At 66.1% G+C, this 13,687-nt stretch carries 15 protein-coding genes; 9 read left to right on the top strand and 6 right to left on the bottom strand.

Features of this window, described 5'->3' with window-relative positions; translation table 11 throughout:
- Positions 1–27 precede the first annotated feature (27 nt).
- A complete protein-coding gene (locus FHT09_RS18800; RefSeq protein WP_104606907.1) occupies positions 28–1,353 on the top strand; it encodes a GTP-binding protein in 1,326 nt (441 codons plus the stop codon).
- A gap of 60 nt (positions 1,354–1,413) precedes the next feature.
- Here the strand turns inward: FHT09_RS18800 and FHT09_RS18795 are convergent, their stop codons facing one another.
- Positions 1,414–2,295 carry an EamA family transporter gene (locus tag FHT09_RS18795; RefSeq protein ID WP_166775236.1) on the bottom strand — a complete coding sequence of 294 codons (882 nt, stop codon included), beginning with the start codon at positions 2,293–2,295 and terminating at the stop codon, positions 1,414–1,416.
- Positions 2,296–2,361: 66 nt separating this feature from the next.
- Between FHT09_RS18795 and FHT09_RS18790 the strand changes: the two genes are divergently transcribed.
- From FHT09_RS18790 to FHT09_RS18770, 5 genes are all read left to right on the top strand, one after another.
- Positions 2,362–3,024, top strand: coding sequence for an alpha/beta hydrolase (locus tag FHT09_RS18790; protein ID WP_104606926.1), 663 nt, complete (start codon positions 2,362–2,364; stop codon positions 3,022–3,024).
- A gap of 78 nt (positions 3,025–3,102) precedes the next feature.
- Positions 3,103–4,197, top strand: coding sequence for a cell division protein ZapE (zapE, locus tag FHT09_RS18785; RefSeq protein ID WP_104606908.1), 1,095 nt, complete (start codon positions 3,103–3,105; stop codon positions 4,195–4,197).
- 144 nt (positions 4,198–4,341) lie between these two features.
- Positions 4,342–4,803 (top strand): MarR family transcriptional regulator, encoded by a 462-nt coding sequence (locus FHT09_RS18780; protein ID WP_104606909.1) that lies wholly within the window; start codon positions 4,342–4,344, stop codon positions 4,801–4,803.
- A gap of 106 nt (positions 4,804–4,909) precedes the next feature.
- The gene (locus tag FHT09_RS18775) at positions 4,910–5,338 is read left to right on the top strand and encodes an organic hydroperoxide resistance protein (protein ID WP_104606910.1); all 429 of its coding nucleotides are present in this window, start codon (positions 4,910–4,912) and stop codon (positions 5,336–5,338) included.
- A 281-nt stretch (positions 5,339–5,619) separates the two neighbouring features.
- A complete protein-coding gene (locus FHT09_RS18770; RefSeq protein WP_104606911.1) occupies positions 5,620–6,321 on the top strand; it encodes an alpha/beta fold hydrolase in 702 nt (233 codons plus the stop codon).
- 249 nt (positions 6,322–6,570) lie between these two features.
- On the opposite strand, the gene FHT09_RS18765 is transcribed toward FHT09_RS18770, so the two are convergent.
- Entirely contained in the window at positions 6,571–7,380 is an 810-nt protein-coding gene (locus FHT09_RS18765; RefSeq protein WP_104606927.1) for a DUF2884 family protein, read from the bottom strand.
- A gap of 218 nt (positions 7,381–7,598) precedes the next feature.
- On the opposite strand from FHT09_RS18765, the gene FHT09_RS18760 reads away from it, so the two are divergent.
- Complete coding sequence (locus FHT09_RS18760; RefSeq protein ID WP_181141393.1) at positions 7,599–8,009, top strand: hypothetical protein; 411 nt, start codon at positions 7,599–7,601, stop codon at positions 8,007–8,009.
- 72 nt (positions 8,010–8,081) lie between these two features.
- On the opposite strand, the gene FHT09_RS18755 is transcribed toward FHT09_RS18760, so the two are convergent.
- The 4 genes from FHT09_RS18755 to FHT09_RS18740 form a co-directional block, all read right to left on the bottom strand.
- The gene (locus FHT09_RS18755) at positions 8,082–8,384 is read right to left on the bottom strand and encodes a hypothetical protein (RefSeq protein WP_104606913.1); all 303 of its coding nucleotides are present in this window, start codon (positions 8,382–8,384) and stop codon (positions 8,082–8,084) included.
- A gap of 143 nt (positions 8,385–8,527) precedes the next feature.
- Positions 8,528–9,331 (bottom strand): 2,5-didehydrogluconate reductase DkgB, encoded by an 804-nt coding sequence (gene dkgB / locus FHT09_RS18750; protein WP_104606914.1) that lies wholly within the window; start codon positions 9,329–9,331, stop codon positions 8,528–8,530.
- A 74-nt stretch (positions 9,332–9,405) separates the two neighbouring features.
- Positions 9,406–10,434 (bottom strand): NADP-dependent oxidoreductase, encoded by a 1,029-nt coding sequence (locus tag FHT09_RS18745; protein ID WP_184417078.1) that lies wholly within the window; start codon positions 10,432–10,434, stop codon positions 9,406–9,408.
- 115 nt (positions 10,435–10,549) lie between these two features.
- Positions 10,550–11,521, bottom strand: coding sequence for an aldo/keto reductase (locus FHT09_RS18740; RefSeq protein WP_104606923.1), 972 nt, complete (start codon positions 11,519–11,521; stop codon positions 10,550–10,552).
- Positions 11,522–11,753: 232 nt separating this feature from the next.
- On the opposite strand from FHT09_RS18740, the gene FHT09_RS18735 reads away from it, so the two are divergent.
- Together FHT09_RS18735 and FHT09_RS18730 are read left to right on the top strand one after the other, a co-directional pair.
- The gene (locus tag FHT09_RS18735; RefSeq protein WP_104606922.1) at positions 11,754–12,608 is read left to right on the top strand and encodes a class I SAM-dependent methyltransferase; all 855 of its coding nucleotides are present in this window, start codon (positions 11,754–11,756) and stop codon (positions 12,606–12,608) included.
- Between the two features lie 357 nt (positions 12,609–12,965).
- Positions 12,966–13,538, top strand: a complete 573-nt coding sequence (locus FHT09_RS18730; RefSeq protein ID WP_104606921.1) for a pseudouridine synthase — start codon at positions 12,966–12,968, stop codon at positions 13,536–13,538.
- The last annotated feature ends 149 nt before the right edge of the window (positions 13,539–13,687 follow it).

Below are 13,687 nucleotides of genomic sequence, written 5' to 3'. Positions count from 1 at the left end.
CACTTCCATTCCAGCCAGGCCCTCAGGATGTCCCTGTCCCCCAAGCGCGATTCACGCCTGCCCGTCACCGTGTTGTCCGGCTTTCTCGGCGCCGGCAAGACCACCTTGCTCAACCGCATCCTGCATAACCGCGACGGCCTGCGCGTGGCGGTGATCGTCAATGACATGAGCGAGGTCAACATCGACGCGCAACTGCTGCGCGAGGGCGGCGCGGCCTTGCGACGCACCGAAGAGACGCTGGTGGAATTCAGCAACGGCTGCATCTGCTGCACGCTGCGCGACGATCTGCTGCAGGAGGTACGCAAGCTGGCCGAACAGAAGCGCTACGACTATCTATTGATCGAATCGACCGGCATCGCCGAGCCGATGCCGGTGGCGGCCACCTTTGCGGTGCGCGATGCCGACGGCTTCAGCCTTGCCGACATCGCCCGGCTCGACACCATGGTGACGGTGGTGGACGGCAGCCGCTTCCTGCAGGATTTCGGCTCGGCGGCCACATTGGCCGAGCTTGGCCAGCAAGCCGGCCCGGACGATACCCGCGGGCTGGTGCAGTTGCTGGGCGAACAGGTGGAATTCGCCGACGTGCTGGTGATCAGCAAGTGCGATCAGATCGATACACGGCAGCTGCAACGCCTGCGCGCGGTGTTGCGTGCGCTCAATCGCGAGGCGGCGATCGTCGACGCGGCGCACGGCGAGGTGCCGCTGCGCCAGCTGCTCGACACCGGCCGCTTCGATTTCACCCGTGCACAGCTGGCGCCGGGCTGGATGCAGGAACTGCGCGGCCAGCACACGCCGGAGACCGAGGAATACGGCATCAGCAGCTTCGTCTATCGTGCGCGCCGGCCGTTTCACCCGCAGCGTTTCGCGCGCATGGTGCAGGGCGGGCTGCCGCAGGTGATTCGCAGCAAGGGCTTTTTCTGGCTGGCCAGCCGCATGGATTGGGTCGGCGAATTGTCCAGCGTGGGTGGCGCGACCCAGACCAATGCGGCCGGTTTCTGGTTCGCCGCACGCCATCGCGTGGATGCGCACGCGATCGGAGAGCCGCTGCAGACCAGCATCACGCCATTGCCGTACACCGATATCGGCTGGCAACGTCAGCAGACCCGGTGCTGGACCGCGCCGCTGCCGCACTTGCACGAGGTCGGCGATGCCAGCGAATACGCCGCGATGCAGCGGCTCTGGCACCCGCTGTGGGGCGACCGTCGCCAGGAGCTGGCGGTGATCGGCGTGGACATGGATGCACCGCGCACGCGCGCAGCGCTGGATGCGTGCCTGCTCAGCGACCAGGAACTGCGCCAGGGCCCGGCGCAATGGCAACTGCTGGACGATCCGTTTCCGCACTGGCAGCGTTGAAGCTGCCGCGCAACGCGTGCGCGAGTTGCGCACGCCCTGCGCGACCGCATGCGTGCTGCGTCAGCGCGAACCCCAGGCAATCAGTGCGATCGCCAGCACTGCCAGGGCCAGGCCCACGCGCGTCCAAACGGTGGTGCGCTCGCCGAACACCGCAATGCCGACCAGCGCACCGAGCACCACCACGCCGATGTTCATCGTCGCAAACACCGTTGCCGGGCTATGCGGCAGGCGTTGGTGCGCGCGCACGTAAAACAGGATGTTGCCGAAGTTGAGTACACCCAGCAGCAGGCCGGCAGCGATGCTGCGCAGATGCAGGCGATGGCCGCGCCGCGTGCGCGCCAGCTGCGCGACCAGCAGCAACGCGAATGCAATCGCAAAGCACAGCGTCAATGCGGTAAGCGATGGCGTGCCGGAAAGCGCGATGATCTTGAGCAGCACATCGATCAGCGCGAAGCCGGCCCACACGCCGAGCAACCACGGCCACGCGCGCGCGCGGTTGTCGGCGTTCGATGCGGGCTCGACCGCAGTGGTAGCACGCGGGCGCTGCGCGATACCGACGATTGCCAGCAGCCCGACACCCAGGCCGGCCAGCTTCCACGGCCCGGCGGTTTCGCCAAAGACGCTGAAGGCCGCCGCCAGCGACAACAACAGCGACAGACGTTGCGCCACATCGGTGCGCACGATGCCGGCCACGCCTATCGAGCGTGCGAGCAGCAGGAAAATACCCGGCAACGCGAACGCAAGCCCCAGCAGCGCAAACCACGGCGTGGCCGGCGCGCCCAGACTGGCAAACGAGGGCTTGAGCAGTGCAACAGCCAACACGCTGGCGGTAGCGTAGTTCCAGGTAATGGCCTGAAACACATCGATATCGCGGCGTGGCGCAAGCTTCAGCAACACCGACACCAGGACACTGCAAACGACGGAAAACAGCAGGAAATGCATGGGCAACGCAACGAAGTGTGCAGGCAGGGCGATGAACGCGGCCGGCGGGGCGGCTATTATGACGGCATGTCCAATCCCTTATTCCCCACCGAAGCGGCTGCACTGACGTTGGACGGGCCGGTCGGCCCGCTCGAGGTTGCGGTCGATCTGCCCGAGCCGGACGTTGCCGTGCAACCGGTCACCGCCATCGTCTGCCACCCGCTCTCCACCGAGGGCGGCAGCATGCACAACAAGGTCGTCACCATGGCTGCGCGCGCGCTGCGCGAGTTGGGGATCACCGTGGTGCGCTTCAATTTCCGCAGTGTCGGCAACTCGGCCGGTGCGTTCGACCATGGCGATGGCGAGCAGGACGATCTGCGTGCGGTCGCTGCATGGGTGCGCAGCCAGCGCCCCGGCGACACGCTGTGGCTGGGCGGTTTCAGCTTCGGGGCGTATGTGTCGTTGCGCGCCGCCGGTTCGCTCGAACCGCAGGTGCTGATCTCGATCGCGCCGCCGGCCGGGCGCTGGGATTTCAGCGATGTGCAACCGCCGGCGCAGTGGCTGGTGATCCAGGGCGATGCCGACGAAGTCGTCGACCCGCAGGCGGTGTATGACTGGCTGGACACCCTGGAGCAGCCGCCGGAGCTGGTACGCATGCCCGACACCAGCCATTTTTTCCACCGCAAATTGATCGACCTGCGCGGTGCGATCCAGCATGGTGTCCGGCGCTGGTTGCCGGCCACCCTCTGACCGCGGCAGGGCCCATGCGTATCGCCCGGCGATGCGCCGTTGAGCGGGCAAGGCAGCAGCCGGCCCGCGGAGAACACGATGAGTGAGATGACCCCGTCGCAGCGCTACGCCGCCGGCGTACAACGCGGCGACTGGCGCGCCGATCCCGCGCAGCAGGCGGCCCTGGCGGAACTGGACCGCATCCACGAGGCATTGGTGGACAGCGCGCAGGACGGCTGGCTGGACCGGCTGTCGGCGTTCTGGAAAAAGCCCGAGCCGGTGCGCGGCCTGTATTTCTGGGGTGGGGTGGGGCGCGGCAAGACCTTCCTGGTCGACCTGTTCTACGACGGGTTGCCGATCAAGCAGAAGTACCGCACCCATTTCCATCGCTTCATGCGCGGAGTGCACGAGCAACTGCGCGAGCATGCCGGGCAAAGCGATCCGCTTGCCAAGATCGCGCAGCAGTGGCGCGAGGATCTGCGCGTGCTGGTGCTCGACGAATTCTTCGTTACCGATATCGGCGATGCAATGTTGCTGGCGCGCCTGCTGGAACGCCTGTTCGCCGAAGGTGTGACCCTGGTGACCACCTCCAACACCGCGCCGGAAAACCTCTACGCCAACGGCCTGCAGCGCGACAGCTTCATGCCGGCGATCGGTCTGCTGCAGAAGTTCTGCGTGGAACTCTATGCCGAAGGCACCGAGGATTACCGCATGCGCGCGCTGACGCGCTCACCGGTGTATCGCGCACCCCTGGATGCGCAGGCGGATGCGTGGCTGACGCAGCGGTGGGGCGAACTGAGCGGACATTCGGAGGCGCGCAGCGGCAATATCGAAATCGAGGCGCGCAAGATTTGCGTACGCGCGCGCGGCAAGAGCATTGCCTGGTTCGATTTTGCCGCGCTGTGCGAAGGCCCGCGTGGCCCGGGCGATTACATCGAGATAGCGCGCGAATTCACCACCGTGTTGCTGGGCGGCATTCCGCACTTCGACCGCATGAACGAGGACGCCGCGCGCCGCTTCGTCAATCTGATCGATGAGCTGTACGACCGCCACGTCAACCTGGTCTGCACCGCGCAGGACGCACCGCCTGCGTTGTACAGCGGCCAGCGCCTGGCCGGCGCGTTCGAGCGTACCGCCTCGCGCCTGATCGAGATGCAGAGCGCCGAGTATCTGGCGACCGCGCATCGGGCGTAGACGTGCACACGCGGCCCGGCCCGCGATTCCACAGGCCGTCGTGACCGATCGGGACGGCGGCATGGACCAGGTTGGCGACGATACCTGGTGACACGATAGATAAAATCGCTTGCAATTAAATTGCGCGCAATGTAAATTGCAGCCATGGACACCGCCACAGCCACCACCGCCCGGACCAATGCGCTGCTGCAACTCGACAACCAGCTGTGCTTTGCGCTGTATTCGGCCAATCTGGCGATGCACAAGCTCTACCGCGGGCTGCTGAAGACGCTGGACCTGACCTATCCGCAATATCTGGTGCTGCTGGTGTTGTGGGAAACCGACGGCCGTAGCGTGTCGGAGATCGGCGAGCGCCTGTACCTGGACTCGGCCACGCTGACCCCGCTGCTCAAGCGGCTGCAGGCTGCCGGACTGGTCACCCGCACCCGCGCCGCCAGCGACGAGCGTCAGGTGATCATTGCGCTGACCGATGCCGGCCGCGCACTGCGCGCCAAGGCCGGCGCGGTGCCGGAGCAGGTGTTGTGTGCCTCGGCGTGTTCATTGGACGAGTTGCGTCAACTCAAGCAGCAACTGGAGACGTTACGCTCCAGCCTCGGTGCGGGGTGAGTCGATCCAGCGTTGCCTGTACGTTTCCTAAAAATATCGCACACGATTTAATCGCCAACTATTCAGCTACATCGCGCGCTGACAGCGCTCATTCTGGAGAACCACCATGGCCTCACCTGAAAAAGTCCTCTACACCGCCCACGCCACTGCCACCGGTGGCCGCGAAGGCCGTGCCGTGTCTTCCGACAAGGCGCTGGACGCCAAGCTCTCCACGCCGCGCGAGTTGGGCGGCGCCGGCGGCGACGGCACCAACCCCGAACAGCTGTTCGCTGCCGGCTACGCAGCCTGCTTCATCGGCGCGATGAAGGCTGTCGCAGCGCAGGACAAGCTCAAGCTGCCGGGCGACGTGAGCATCGACAGCAGCGTCGGCATCGGCCAGATTCCAGGCGGCTTCGGCATTGCCGTGGAGCTGCGCATCGCAGTGCCGGGCATGGACCAGGCCGAACTGCAGGCGCTGGTCGACAAGGCCCACCAGGTCTGCCCGTACTCCAACGCGACCCGCGGCAACATCGACGTCACCCTGACCCTGGCCTGATCCACGCCAGCACCACCACGCGCAATACGTGGTGGAGTCACAAACGGCCCGGCGCCTGCGTCGGGCCGTTTTTTGTTGCAGCGGCAGGAGCGCTGCCCTGAAGAACACAGACAGTCGGCGTCGCTGTGCCAGCGTGACCTGGCATGGATGCAAGACACGCCAACGAGTCGATGCACCCGCGTCCGGGCGCGCATGCACGCGCTGGCGATGGGCGTCACCGCGCGGCACACTGTCGCGATGACAGTGCCTGTTTCTGCGATCCCGATCGGATTTGCCTGCGCATGAGCGCAACGCGTCCGACCTTGCTGCTGCTCCCCGGTCTGCTCAACGATGCGCAATTGTGGCAGGCGCAGCGCGTGGCCCTGGCCGAGGTTGCCGACTGCGTGGTCGGCGACATCACCCAGGGCGAGCGCATGCGCGCGCTGGCGACGCAGCTGCTGGCGCAGATGCCGCCGCGTTTTGCGCTGGCGGGGTTTTCGTTGGGCGGCTACGTCGCGCAGGAAATCCTGCGTATCGCGCCGGAACGCGTGGAGCGGCTGGCCTTGCTGGATACCTCCGCACGTGCCGATTCGCCCGAGCGCACGGCGCAACGGCGCGCGCAGGAAGCGAGTGTGCGTGGCGCCGGTGCCTTCCACGGATTCGGCGAACGGCTGCTGCGCCACTACGTGCATCCCTCGCGCTGGCAGGACGAGGCCTTGCTGGAGCGGGTGCGTGGCATGACCCAGCGTCTGGGCGTGGAGGTGTTCCTGCGGCAGAACCGGCTGGAGCGGGAAGACGGCCGCGCGCTGCTGCGCGCCTATGCCGGCCCGCTGCTGGTGCTGTGCGGCCAGGACGATGCGATCACCCCGCCTGCCTTGCATGAGGAAATGGCCGCACTCGCAGTGCAGGCGCGTCTGGTACAAGTGCCTGCGTGCGGCCATCTGTCGCCACTGGAGCAGCCGCAGGCGGTGTCGGATGCATTGCGGCAGTGGCTGCTCGCCTGATACCGAGACAACCGGCCGACGCAGCCATGCCTGCCGCCGTGCGATCGCCCTGGGATGGCATCAACCAGTGCGGGATGAGGGGCTCTGAAGCAGCGGTCCTGGGACGGCGATCAGCGCGCCGCCGGCTGCTGCGCAATGCCTGCATTCATGCATGCATTGCGTCATACGCAGTCACGGCAGCCATCTGGCTGAAGCGACTCGTTGGGCTGCCACAAGGCGTGCAAGTCCGCATGTGCTGCATCGCCGCCGTCAACGCGCGGCCGTCGCCACAACGCTGCTGGGCACCGGCGCATCCGCGTCGTCTTTCTGCCGGTGCGTGTTGAGTTCGAGCATCTGCAGCCGCTGCCCCTGGAAACGATATTCCAGCGCCTGCTGCACTCCATACAGTGCCTGCGCCTGCGTGCACAGCGTCTGTGCCTGTGCTTCCAGCGCCTGGCTGCGTACCTGCATCTGCTGCTCCATGCGCGCATCCAGTTGCTCGCCGCGTCGCTCCAGCTGCGCAGCGCGTCCGGTCATCACCGTCCACATCACGCTGCGGGCCAGGCTGCCGGCCAGGTCGTCGGCAGCACGTCCGACACTGGCTTGGAAACGTTCGTCGAACAGCGCCTGTTCCCAGCGCCCACGCCCCAGCGTGGCATCGACCTGCGCGAGTGCGGTGCCGCGCAGCCGCTCCACCTTGCGCTCCTGGCGCGCGCTGTCGGTCAGCATCTGCACCACGCCGGCCAGTGCGTCGAAGCTGATGTCGACCACCGAACGGGCGATGGCGGTCACGGCCGGCATCAGCGCGCGTGCGCCCTGTTCGAGTTCGCGCAGGCGTTGCGCGTCGGCAGCGCTGACCGCTTGCGGTTGGCGATCGATGTTGAGTTCGCCACCGTGGAAGAAAATTTCGCGCGGCACGCCTTGTTTGCGACGCAGCCAGATGCCGCCGCTGTCGGCCAGCACGTCGTAGGAGGTACTGACGTCGCATTGCTGTGCGGACACCTGCGGCCTGGCGGTTGCAGCCTGTGCGCTACAGGCCGCCAGCAGCAGGAGCGGGGCCAGGAAGGTGCGGACGCGCATGACGGATGCCCGGGAGTGGTGATGCGGCAGCATGGCGCGCAGCTGCACGCCTGGCCATGGGCAGGAAGTCAGGGTGCCGCAGCGGCGTCTTGGCCTCGACACGCAAAGCGTGAACCGGGTCGAGCATCGTTGCGCCGACATCCTGCAAACGTTTGGCTCACTTGATTCTCACGGTGTATGGTGTGAATTATGTTGCACAGCAGCATCGGAGCTCAGCAATGCTCGACTCACGCATCGAAAAGGTTGATCTGGCACTCACCGAGATTGCCAAGGACCCATCGGAGAAGGTGGCGCTGTGGCAGTGGGCGTGCCGCGAGATGTTGCACGAGACGCTGATCGGGATGCACCAGCTCTCGCACCTGGCCGGCATTTCCCAGCAGGTTGCCAACGACTGGCGCGCACCGGTGGATGTGATCGCACCCGAGAAGCCCTATCTGGCCGCCTCCGCGCTGGCCGACCGCCGTCTGCCGCAGGTGCTCGACGGCCTGGGCAATACGCATGACGACAACGCCCGCGCCACGTTGTGGCGGCTGCGCTATGCCGGCCTGATCGCCGCTACGCTGCAGGGCATGCAGGCACTGGCCGACAAGCACCGCATCGATCGTCAGGCGATGGGGTTGGCGCAGTGAGCTGACAGTACCGGGCAGCCGCAAGGGCTGCGCGGTCGTCCGAGTGGCCAATTCTTTTTCAGAATGCTTGTTTCAATGCCGAACGGCGGCTTCCTCCAGATGCCGCCACGCATGCCGCACGATCCAGCGCGCCTGGTCCCAGGGCACCGACAGCAGCGGTTGGTAGTGGTAATAGCCGTCCTGCAGCACGCGATACAGCTGCGCCTCGGTGGCGCGCGGATAGGCCAGATAGATGTCGTAGCCGAGTGTGAGTAGCCGGGCGTAATCGGCGAACGCGTAACCACCCAGATGGCCTTCGGCGTGGACATCGCGCCAGTAGGCGATCTCCGTGGCGAGATCGACGGTGCGGCGGGTCAAGACGGATGCGCTGTGCATGGGTAGGACTCCGTTGCCGAGACTACCCCCTGTGCCCGGCACCGTAGCAGCGCCTGCCGCGTGCAACCAGCACGCGACGACGAGCGGTCGTCGCGGTGATGATGCCACGGGCCGGGCAGTGCCGACCCGTGGCAGCCGGGATCTCAATCCCAGTCGGGTGCGATGGCCTTCGGGTTGGCCAGACGCTGCCCGCGGTCCAGTGCCGCGATCTCGGCCATGTCCTGCGCGCTCAGCCGCAACGTCTGCGCCTTGAGATTGCTTTCCAGATTGTCGCGCTTGGTCGAGGACGGAATCACCGAATAGCCCTGCTGCAATGCCCAGGCCAGGGTGACCTGCGCCGGCGTGGCGTCGTGGCGCGCGGCAATCGCCTGGATCACCGGATCCTTCAGCACTTCGCCCACCGCCAGCGTCATGTAGGAGGTGACATGGATGCCCTGCTCGCGCAGGAACGCGATCAGGCTGCGGTTCTGCAGGTACGGATGCACTTCGATCTGATTGGTGGCGATGGCCTCCGCGCCCAGGATCTCGATGGCCTGCTTGATCAACGCGATGGTGAAGTTGGAGACGCCGATCGCACGGGTCAGGCCCTGCTGCCGGGCCTCGTTCAAGGCTTCCAGGTAGTCGCGCATCGGCACCTGATCCTTGGGCGAAGGCCAGTGGATCAGGGTCAGGTCGACGTAGTCGGTGCCCAGTTTGCGCAGGCTTTCCTGCAGGCTGGGCAGCAAGGCGCTGCGGTCGAACTTGTCGACCCAGATCTTGGTGGTCAGATACAGCTCATCGCGCGGCAGGCCGGATGCGGCAATGGCCTGGCCGACCTGTTCTTCGTTGTCATAGATCTGCGCGGTATCGACGGCGCGGTAACCCAACTCCAGTGCATTGCGCACCGAGTCGATGACGACCTGGTCCTTGAGACGGAAGGTGCCGAGGCCGAATGCGGGGACTGTCATTGTGTTCCTTTGGTAATCGGGAATGAGGAATCGTGAATCGCAAACGCTGATGTCGTGCGGGGCGCTGTGAGCCATTAGTCCAGTGCGACGACGGCCTTGCCGAAGTTCTCGCCGCGCAGCAGGCTGATCAGGCCCTGCGGGGCGCTGTCGAGGCCGTGCAGGACGTGTTCGCGGTACTGGATCTGGCCGTCGCGCAGCCACTGGCCCATCTCGCGCAGGAAGGCGGGCATCAGGCGGATGAAATCGTGCTGGATGAAGCCGCGCACGGTCAGCCGCTTGCGCAGCACCTGGCCCACGAACTCCGGCAGGCGATCCGGCCCAGGCAATGCCTGGCCGCGGCTGTTGTAGGTGGCGATCACGCCGCACACCGGGATGCGCGCAAAGGCGTTCAATTGCGGCAACACCGCGTCGAAGACCTTGCCACCCACGTTCTCGAAATAGATGTCGATCCCGTCCGGGGCGGCCGCGCGCAACTGCTCGGCAAAGTCGTCGGCGCGATGGTCCAGCGCCACATCCACGCGCAGCACCTCGCGCAGGTACCGCACCTTTTCCTCGCCACCGGCAATGGCCACCACGCGCAACCCCTGCAGACGCGCCAGCTGGGCCACGGTGGCACCGACCGGTCCGCTGGCTGCCGCCACCACCAGGGTTTCGCCGGCCTGCGGCTTGCCGATTTCGTGCAGGCCGGCGTAGGCGGTGAAGCCGGGCATGCCGTACACGCCGAGCGCGGTGCTGAGCGGCAGGGCATCGTCCTTGGGCAGCTTGCGCAACGGTGCGGCGGGCGTGAGCAGGCTGTGGCTCTGCCAACCGCCGGGCAGCACCAACAGGTCGCCCGGCTGATAGCCGGCATGGTGCGACTCAAGCACTTCGCCGACGGTGCCGCCTTCCATCACCGCGTCGATCTCCACCGGTGCGGCATAGGACGGGCCTTCGTCCATGCGTCCGCGCATGTACGGGTCCAGCGACAGGACGCGGTTGCGCACCAGGATCTGGTCGTGCCCGGTGGGCGGCAAGGCGACGTCTTCAATGCGGAAATTGGCTGCGTTCGGCTCGCCGTGCGGGCGTGAGGCCAGCACGATGCGGCGGTTGGTGATCGATGGCATGGGAATTCCTTGCGGAAAGGGCCGCGCGTACGCGACGGGGGGAGCGCAGCCGCGATGGCGGCTGCGCGCGGAAACACGCGCCTGGTCGCCTGCGTACGCGGTGCAAGCCGAGGCGTCAGGCCGCGTCGGCCGGCTCGGGGGCGCTTGCGGCGTCGAGCTGCGCAATCTGATCGGCGCTCAGCGACAGCTGCGCGGCGGCCAGCACGTCGTGCAACTGGGTCACACTGGTGGCGCTGACGATCGGTGCGGTTAGGCCCGGGCGTGCGATCAACCATGCCAGTGCGATCTGTGCCGGCGTTGCACCGTGGGTGGCCGCCAGATCGTCCAGCGCCTGCAAGATGCGCAGACCGCGCGGATTGACGTACTGCTTGACCACCGAGGCGCCGCGCGCGCTGCTCTTGCCGGCGTCGTCGGCGCTGCGGTATTTGCCGGTCAGAAAGCCGCTGGCCAGCGAGTAGTAGCTGATCACGCCGAGCTCGCGTTCGCGCGCCAGCGGCTCCAGCTCGGCCTCATAGCTGGCGCGGTCGTAGAGGTTGTATTCCGGTTGCAGGCTTTCATAGCGCGGCAGTGTGTACTGCTCGGAAATATCCAGCGCATCGCGCAGGCGTGCAGCGCTGTAGTTGGACGCGCCGATGGCGCGCACCTTGCCCTGTTCGATCAAGCGGCCGAACGCGGCCAGCGTGGCTTCCAGCGGAATCGACTCGTCGTCTTCGTGCGCCTGGTACAGATCGATCACATCGGTCTGCAGGCGGGCGAGCGAATCTTCCACCGCGGCGGCGATGTTCTCCGGCGACAGGCCCGGATGCTCGCTCCATTTGGCCACCTTGGTGGCGATCAACACCTTGTCGCGCTTGCCGCTGCGTGCGAGCCAGCGCCCGATGATGGTTTCCGACTCGCCACCGCGATTGCCCGGTACCCAGCCGGAGTACGCATCGGCGGTGTCGATCAGATTGAAGCCGGCATCGACGAAGGCATCGAGCAACGCGAACGAGGTCGCCTCGTCGGCGCTCCAGCCAAACACATTGCCACCGAACACGATCGGTTGAACCTGCAGGCCGGAGCGGCCTAGCGCGCGGGAGTGGGTCATCACGGTTGCTCCTGATTCGAACTGCCGACAGGATAGTCATGCGTGTCGATGTTGCGTGTGACACCTGCGTGGATTCAGCGTTCCGCAGATCGCCCTCATCGACTCACGTCGTTTGAACATGTAGCCCGGCGCGCCTGGTGCGGCGCGTCATGCGGCGCACCGATCCATGCACATGGCAGCCTTCGGGCCGCATGCTAGGCTCGCGCTACTTTTTCCCGCAAAGGGCGCTGCGATGATCCGCAACAAGCTGGTGTATGCGTGTGTGGTGGGGATGGCAGTGGCGATGAGCGCGCCACTGGCCATGGCAATGAAACCGGCCGATAGCGCCAGCTTGCCGGCGCCCGATGCGGCGTTGCAAAAAGCCATCGACGGCAACTGGCGCGACCGGGTCTACGTGCAGCGCGATGTCTATCGTCATCCGGGCCAGACGCTGGCGTTCTTTGGCATCAAGCCGACCCAGATCGTCATCGAAATCACGCCGGGCGGCGGCTGGTATTCGGAAATCCTGGCGCCGTACCTGCGCGACAAGGGCAGGTATGTTGCCGCGGTGGTCGACCCGGCGGCGGTGCCGGAGGGGCGCGGCCGCGACTCGGCACAACGTGGGCGCGACGAGCTGGAGAAGAAGTTTGCGGCAAAACCGGAGGTGTATGGCAAGCCGTCGTTCGTGTCCTATGTGCCCAAGACGCCTTCGTTCGGCGTGGACAACTCGGCCGATCTGGTGCTGACCTTCCGCAACGTGCATAACTGGCGTATGGCCGGCAATGCCGATGCGATGTTTGCCGGCTTCTACAAGGTGCTCAAGCCCGGTGGCGTGCTTGGCGTGGTCGAGCACCGTGCCAAGGCCGACGTGGCGGCCGACGACAAGAGCGGCTATGTCGGCCAGGCGCAGTTGATCGCGATGGCAGAAGCGGCCGGATTCAAGCTCGCTGGCAAGAGCGAGGTCAACGCCAATCCGCGCGACACCAAGGACTATGCCGGTGGCGTATGGACCCTGCCGCCGAGCAACAACCACGACAAGGCCGACGATGCCAAGTACAAGGCGATCGGCGAGAGCGACCGCATGACCTTGAAGTTCGTCAAGCAGTGAGACGCCGCCTGCATGCCGACGCATCGCGTGTCGGCATGCAGGGTCTTGGGCGCTGCCCACGATGGTGCGTCGGTGGTGTCATGACGCGCGGCATGCGATGACGGTGCGATCAGGCGACTGCATAGACGGCGCCGGCAGCGTAATAACGGCCTGCCAGACCGATGCTGCGGCGCTTGCACCCAGCATGCCAGGGATGCGCAACCTCTCGCGAAGCGATACTCGCGGCCTCAGCGTTCGATGCCGTTACGGGCAGATGCAGCGCATCACCTGTCGCTCGTGGCGAAACCTCTTTGACCCGGTGCACGAATTCACGCGCCATGTGCGTGCCCTGCAACGACCTTGCGCAACAGGATTGGCATGTTGGTGTTGTTGAACAAACCCTATGGCGTGCTGTCGCAATTTAGCGACCGCTCGCAGCCGCCCAAGCGCACGCTGGCCGAATTCGGCCTGCCGGCCGACGTCTACGCGGCCGGTCGCCTGGATCACGACAGCGAAGGCCTGTTGCTGCTGACCGACGATGGTGCACTGGCGCATCGCTTGACCGACCCGCGCCACAAGCAACCCAAGACCTATTGGGTGCAGGTAGAAGGCGACCCAGAACCTGCGCAACTGCAGGCCTTGCGCGATGGCGTGCTGCTCAACGACGGCTCGACCCGCCTGGCCGATGTGCGCAGGCTCGATCCGGCACCGCAGCTGTGGCCGCGCGATCCACCGGTGCGCGTGCGCAAGACCGTGCCCGATGCCTGGCTGGAATTGCGGATCACCGAAGGGCGCAATCGCCAGGTGCGGCGCATGACCGCTTCGGTGGGCCTTCCGACCTTGCGTCTGATTCGCGTGGCGATCGGCGACTGGACCCTGGATGCGCTGGCGCCCGGCCAGTGGCGCATTGAACAACCGCATGGCGCGCGCCCTGGCAGGACGCGACGCTGATCCTGCATTCGGTACAGCAGTCGCTGCACCGCACGCGGCGCTGAGCTCGATGCATTTTGGACGACGTCGCTTACCGCACCGCTCATGCGGCATGAGCAGCAGGATGGGTAACGCGCGCACAGATGCAACGGTTGCGTGCCTGCGTGGCC

It is taken from the genome of Xanthomonas sp. CFBP 8152, from assembly GCF_014199025.1.
GTDB lineage: Bacteria > Pseudomonadota > Gammaproteobacteria > Xanthomonadales > Xanthomonadaceae > Xanthomonas > Xanthomonas arboricola_B.
The sequence above is the reverse complement of the archived record's forward strand: the minus strand, read 5'-3'. Positions and strand labels throughout refer to the sequence as shown.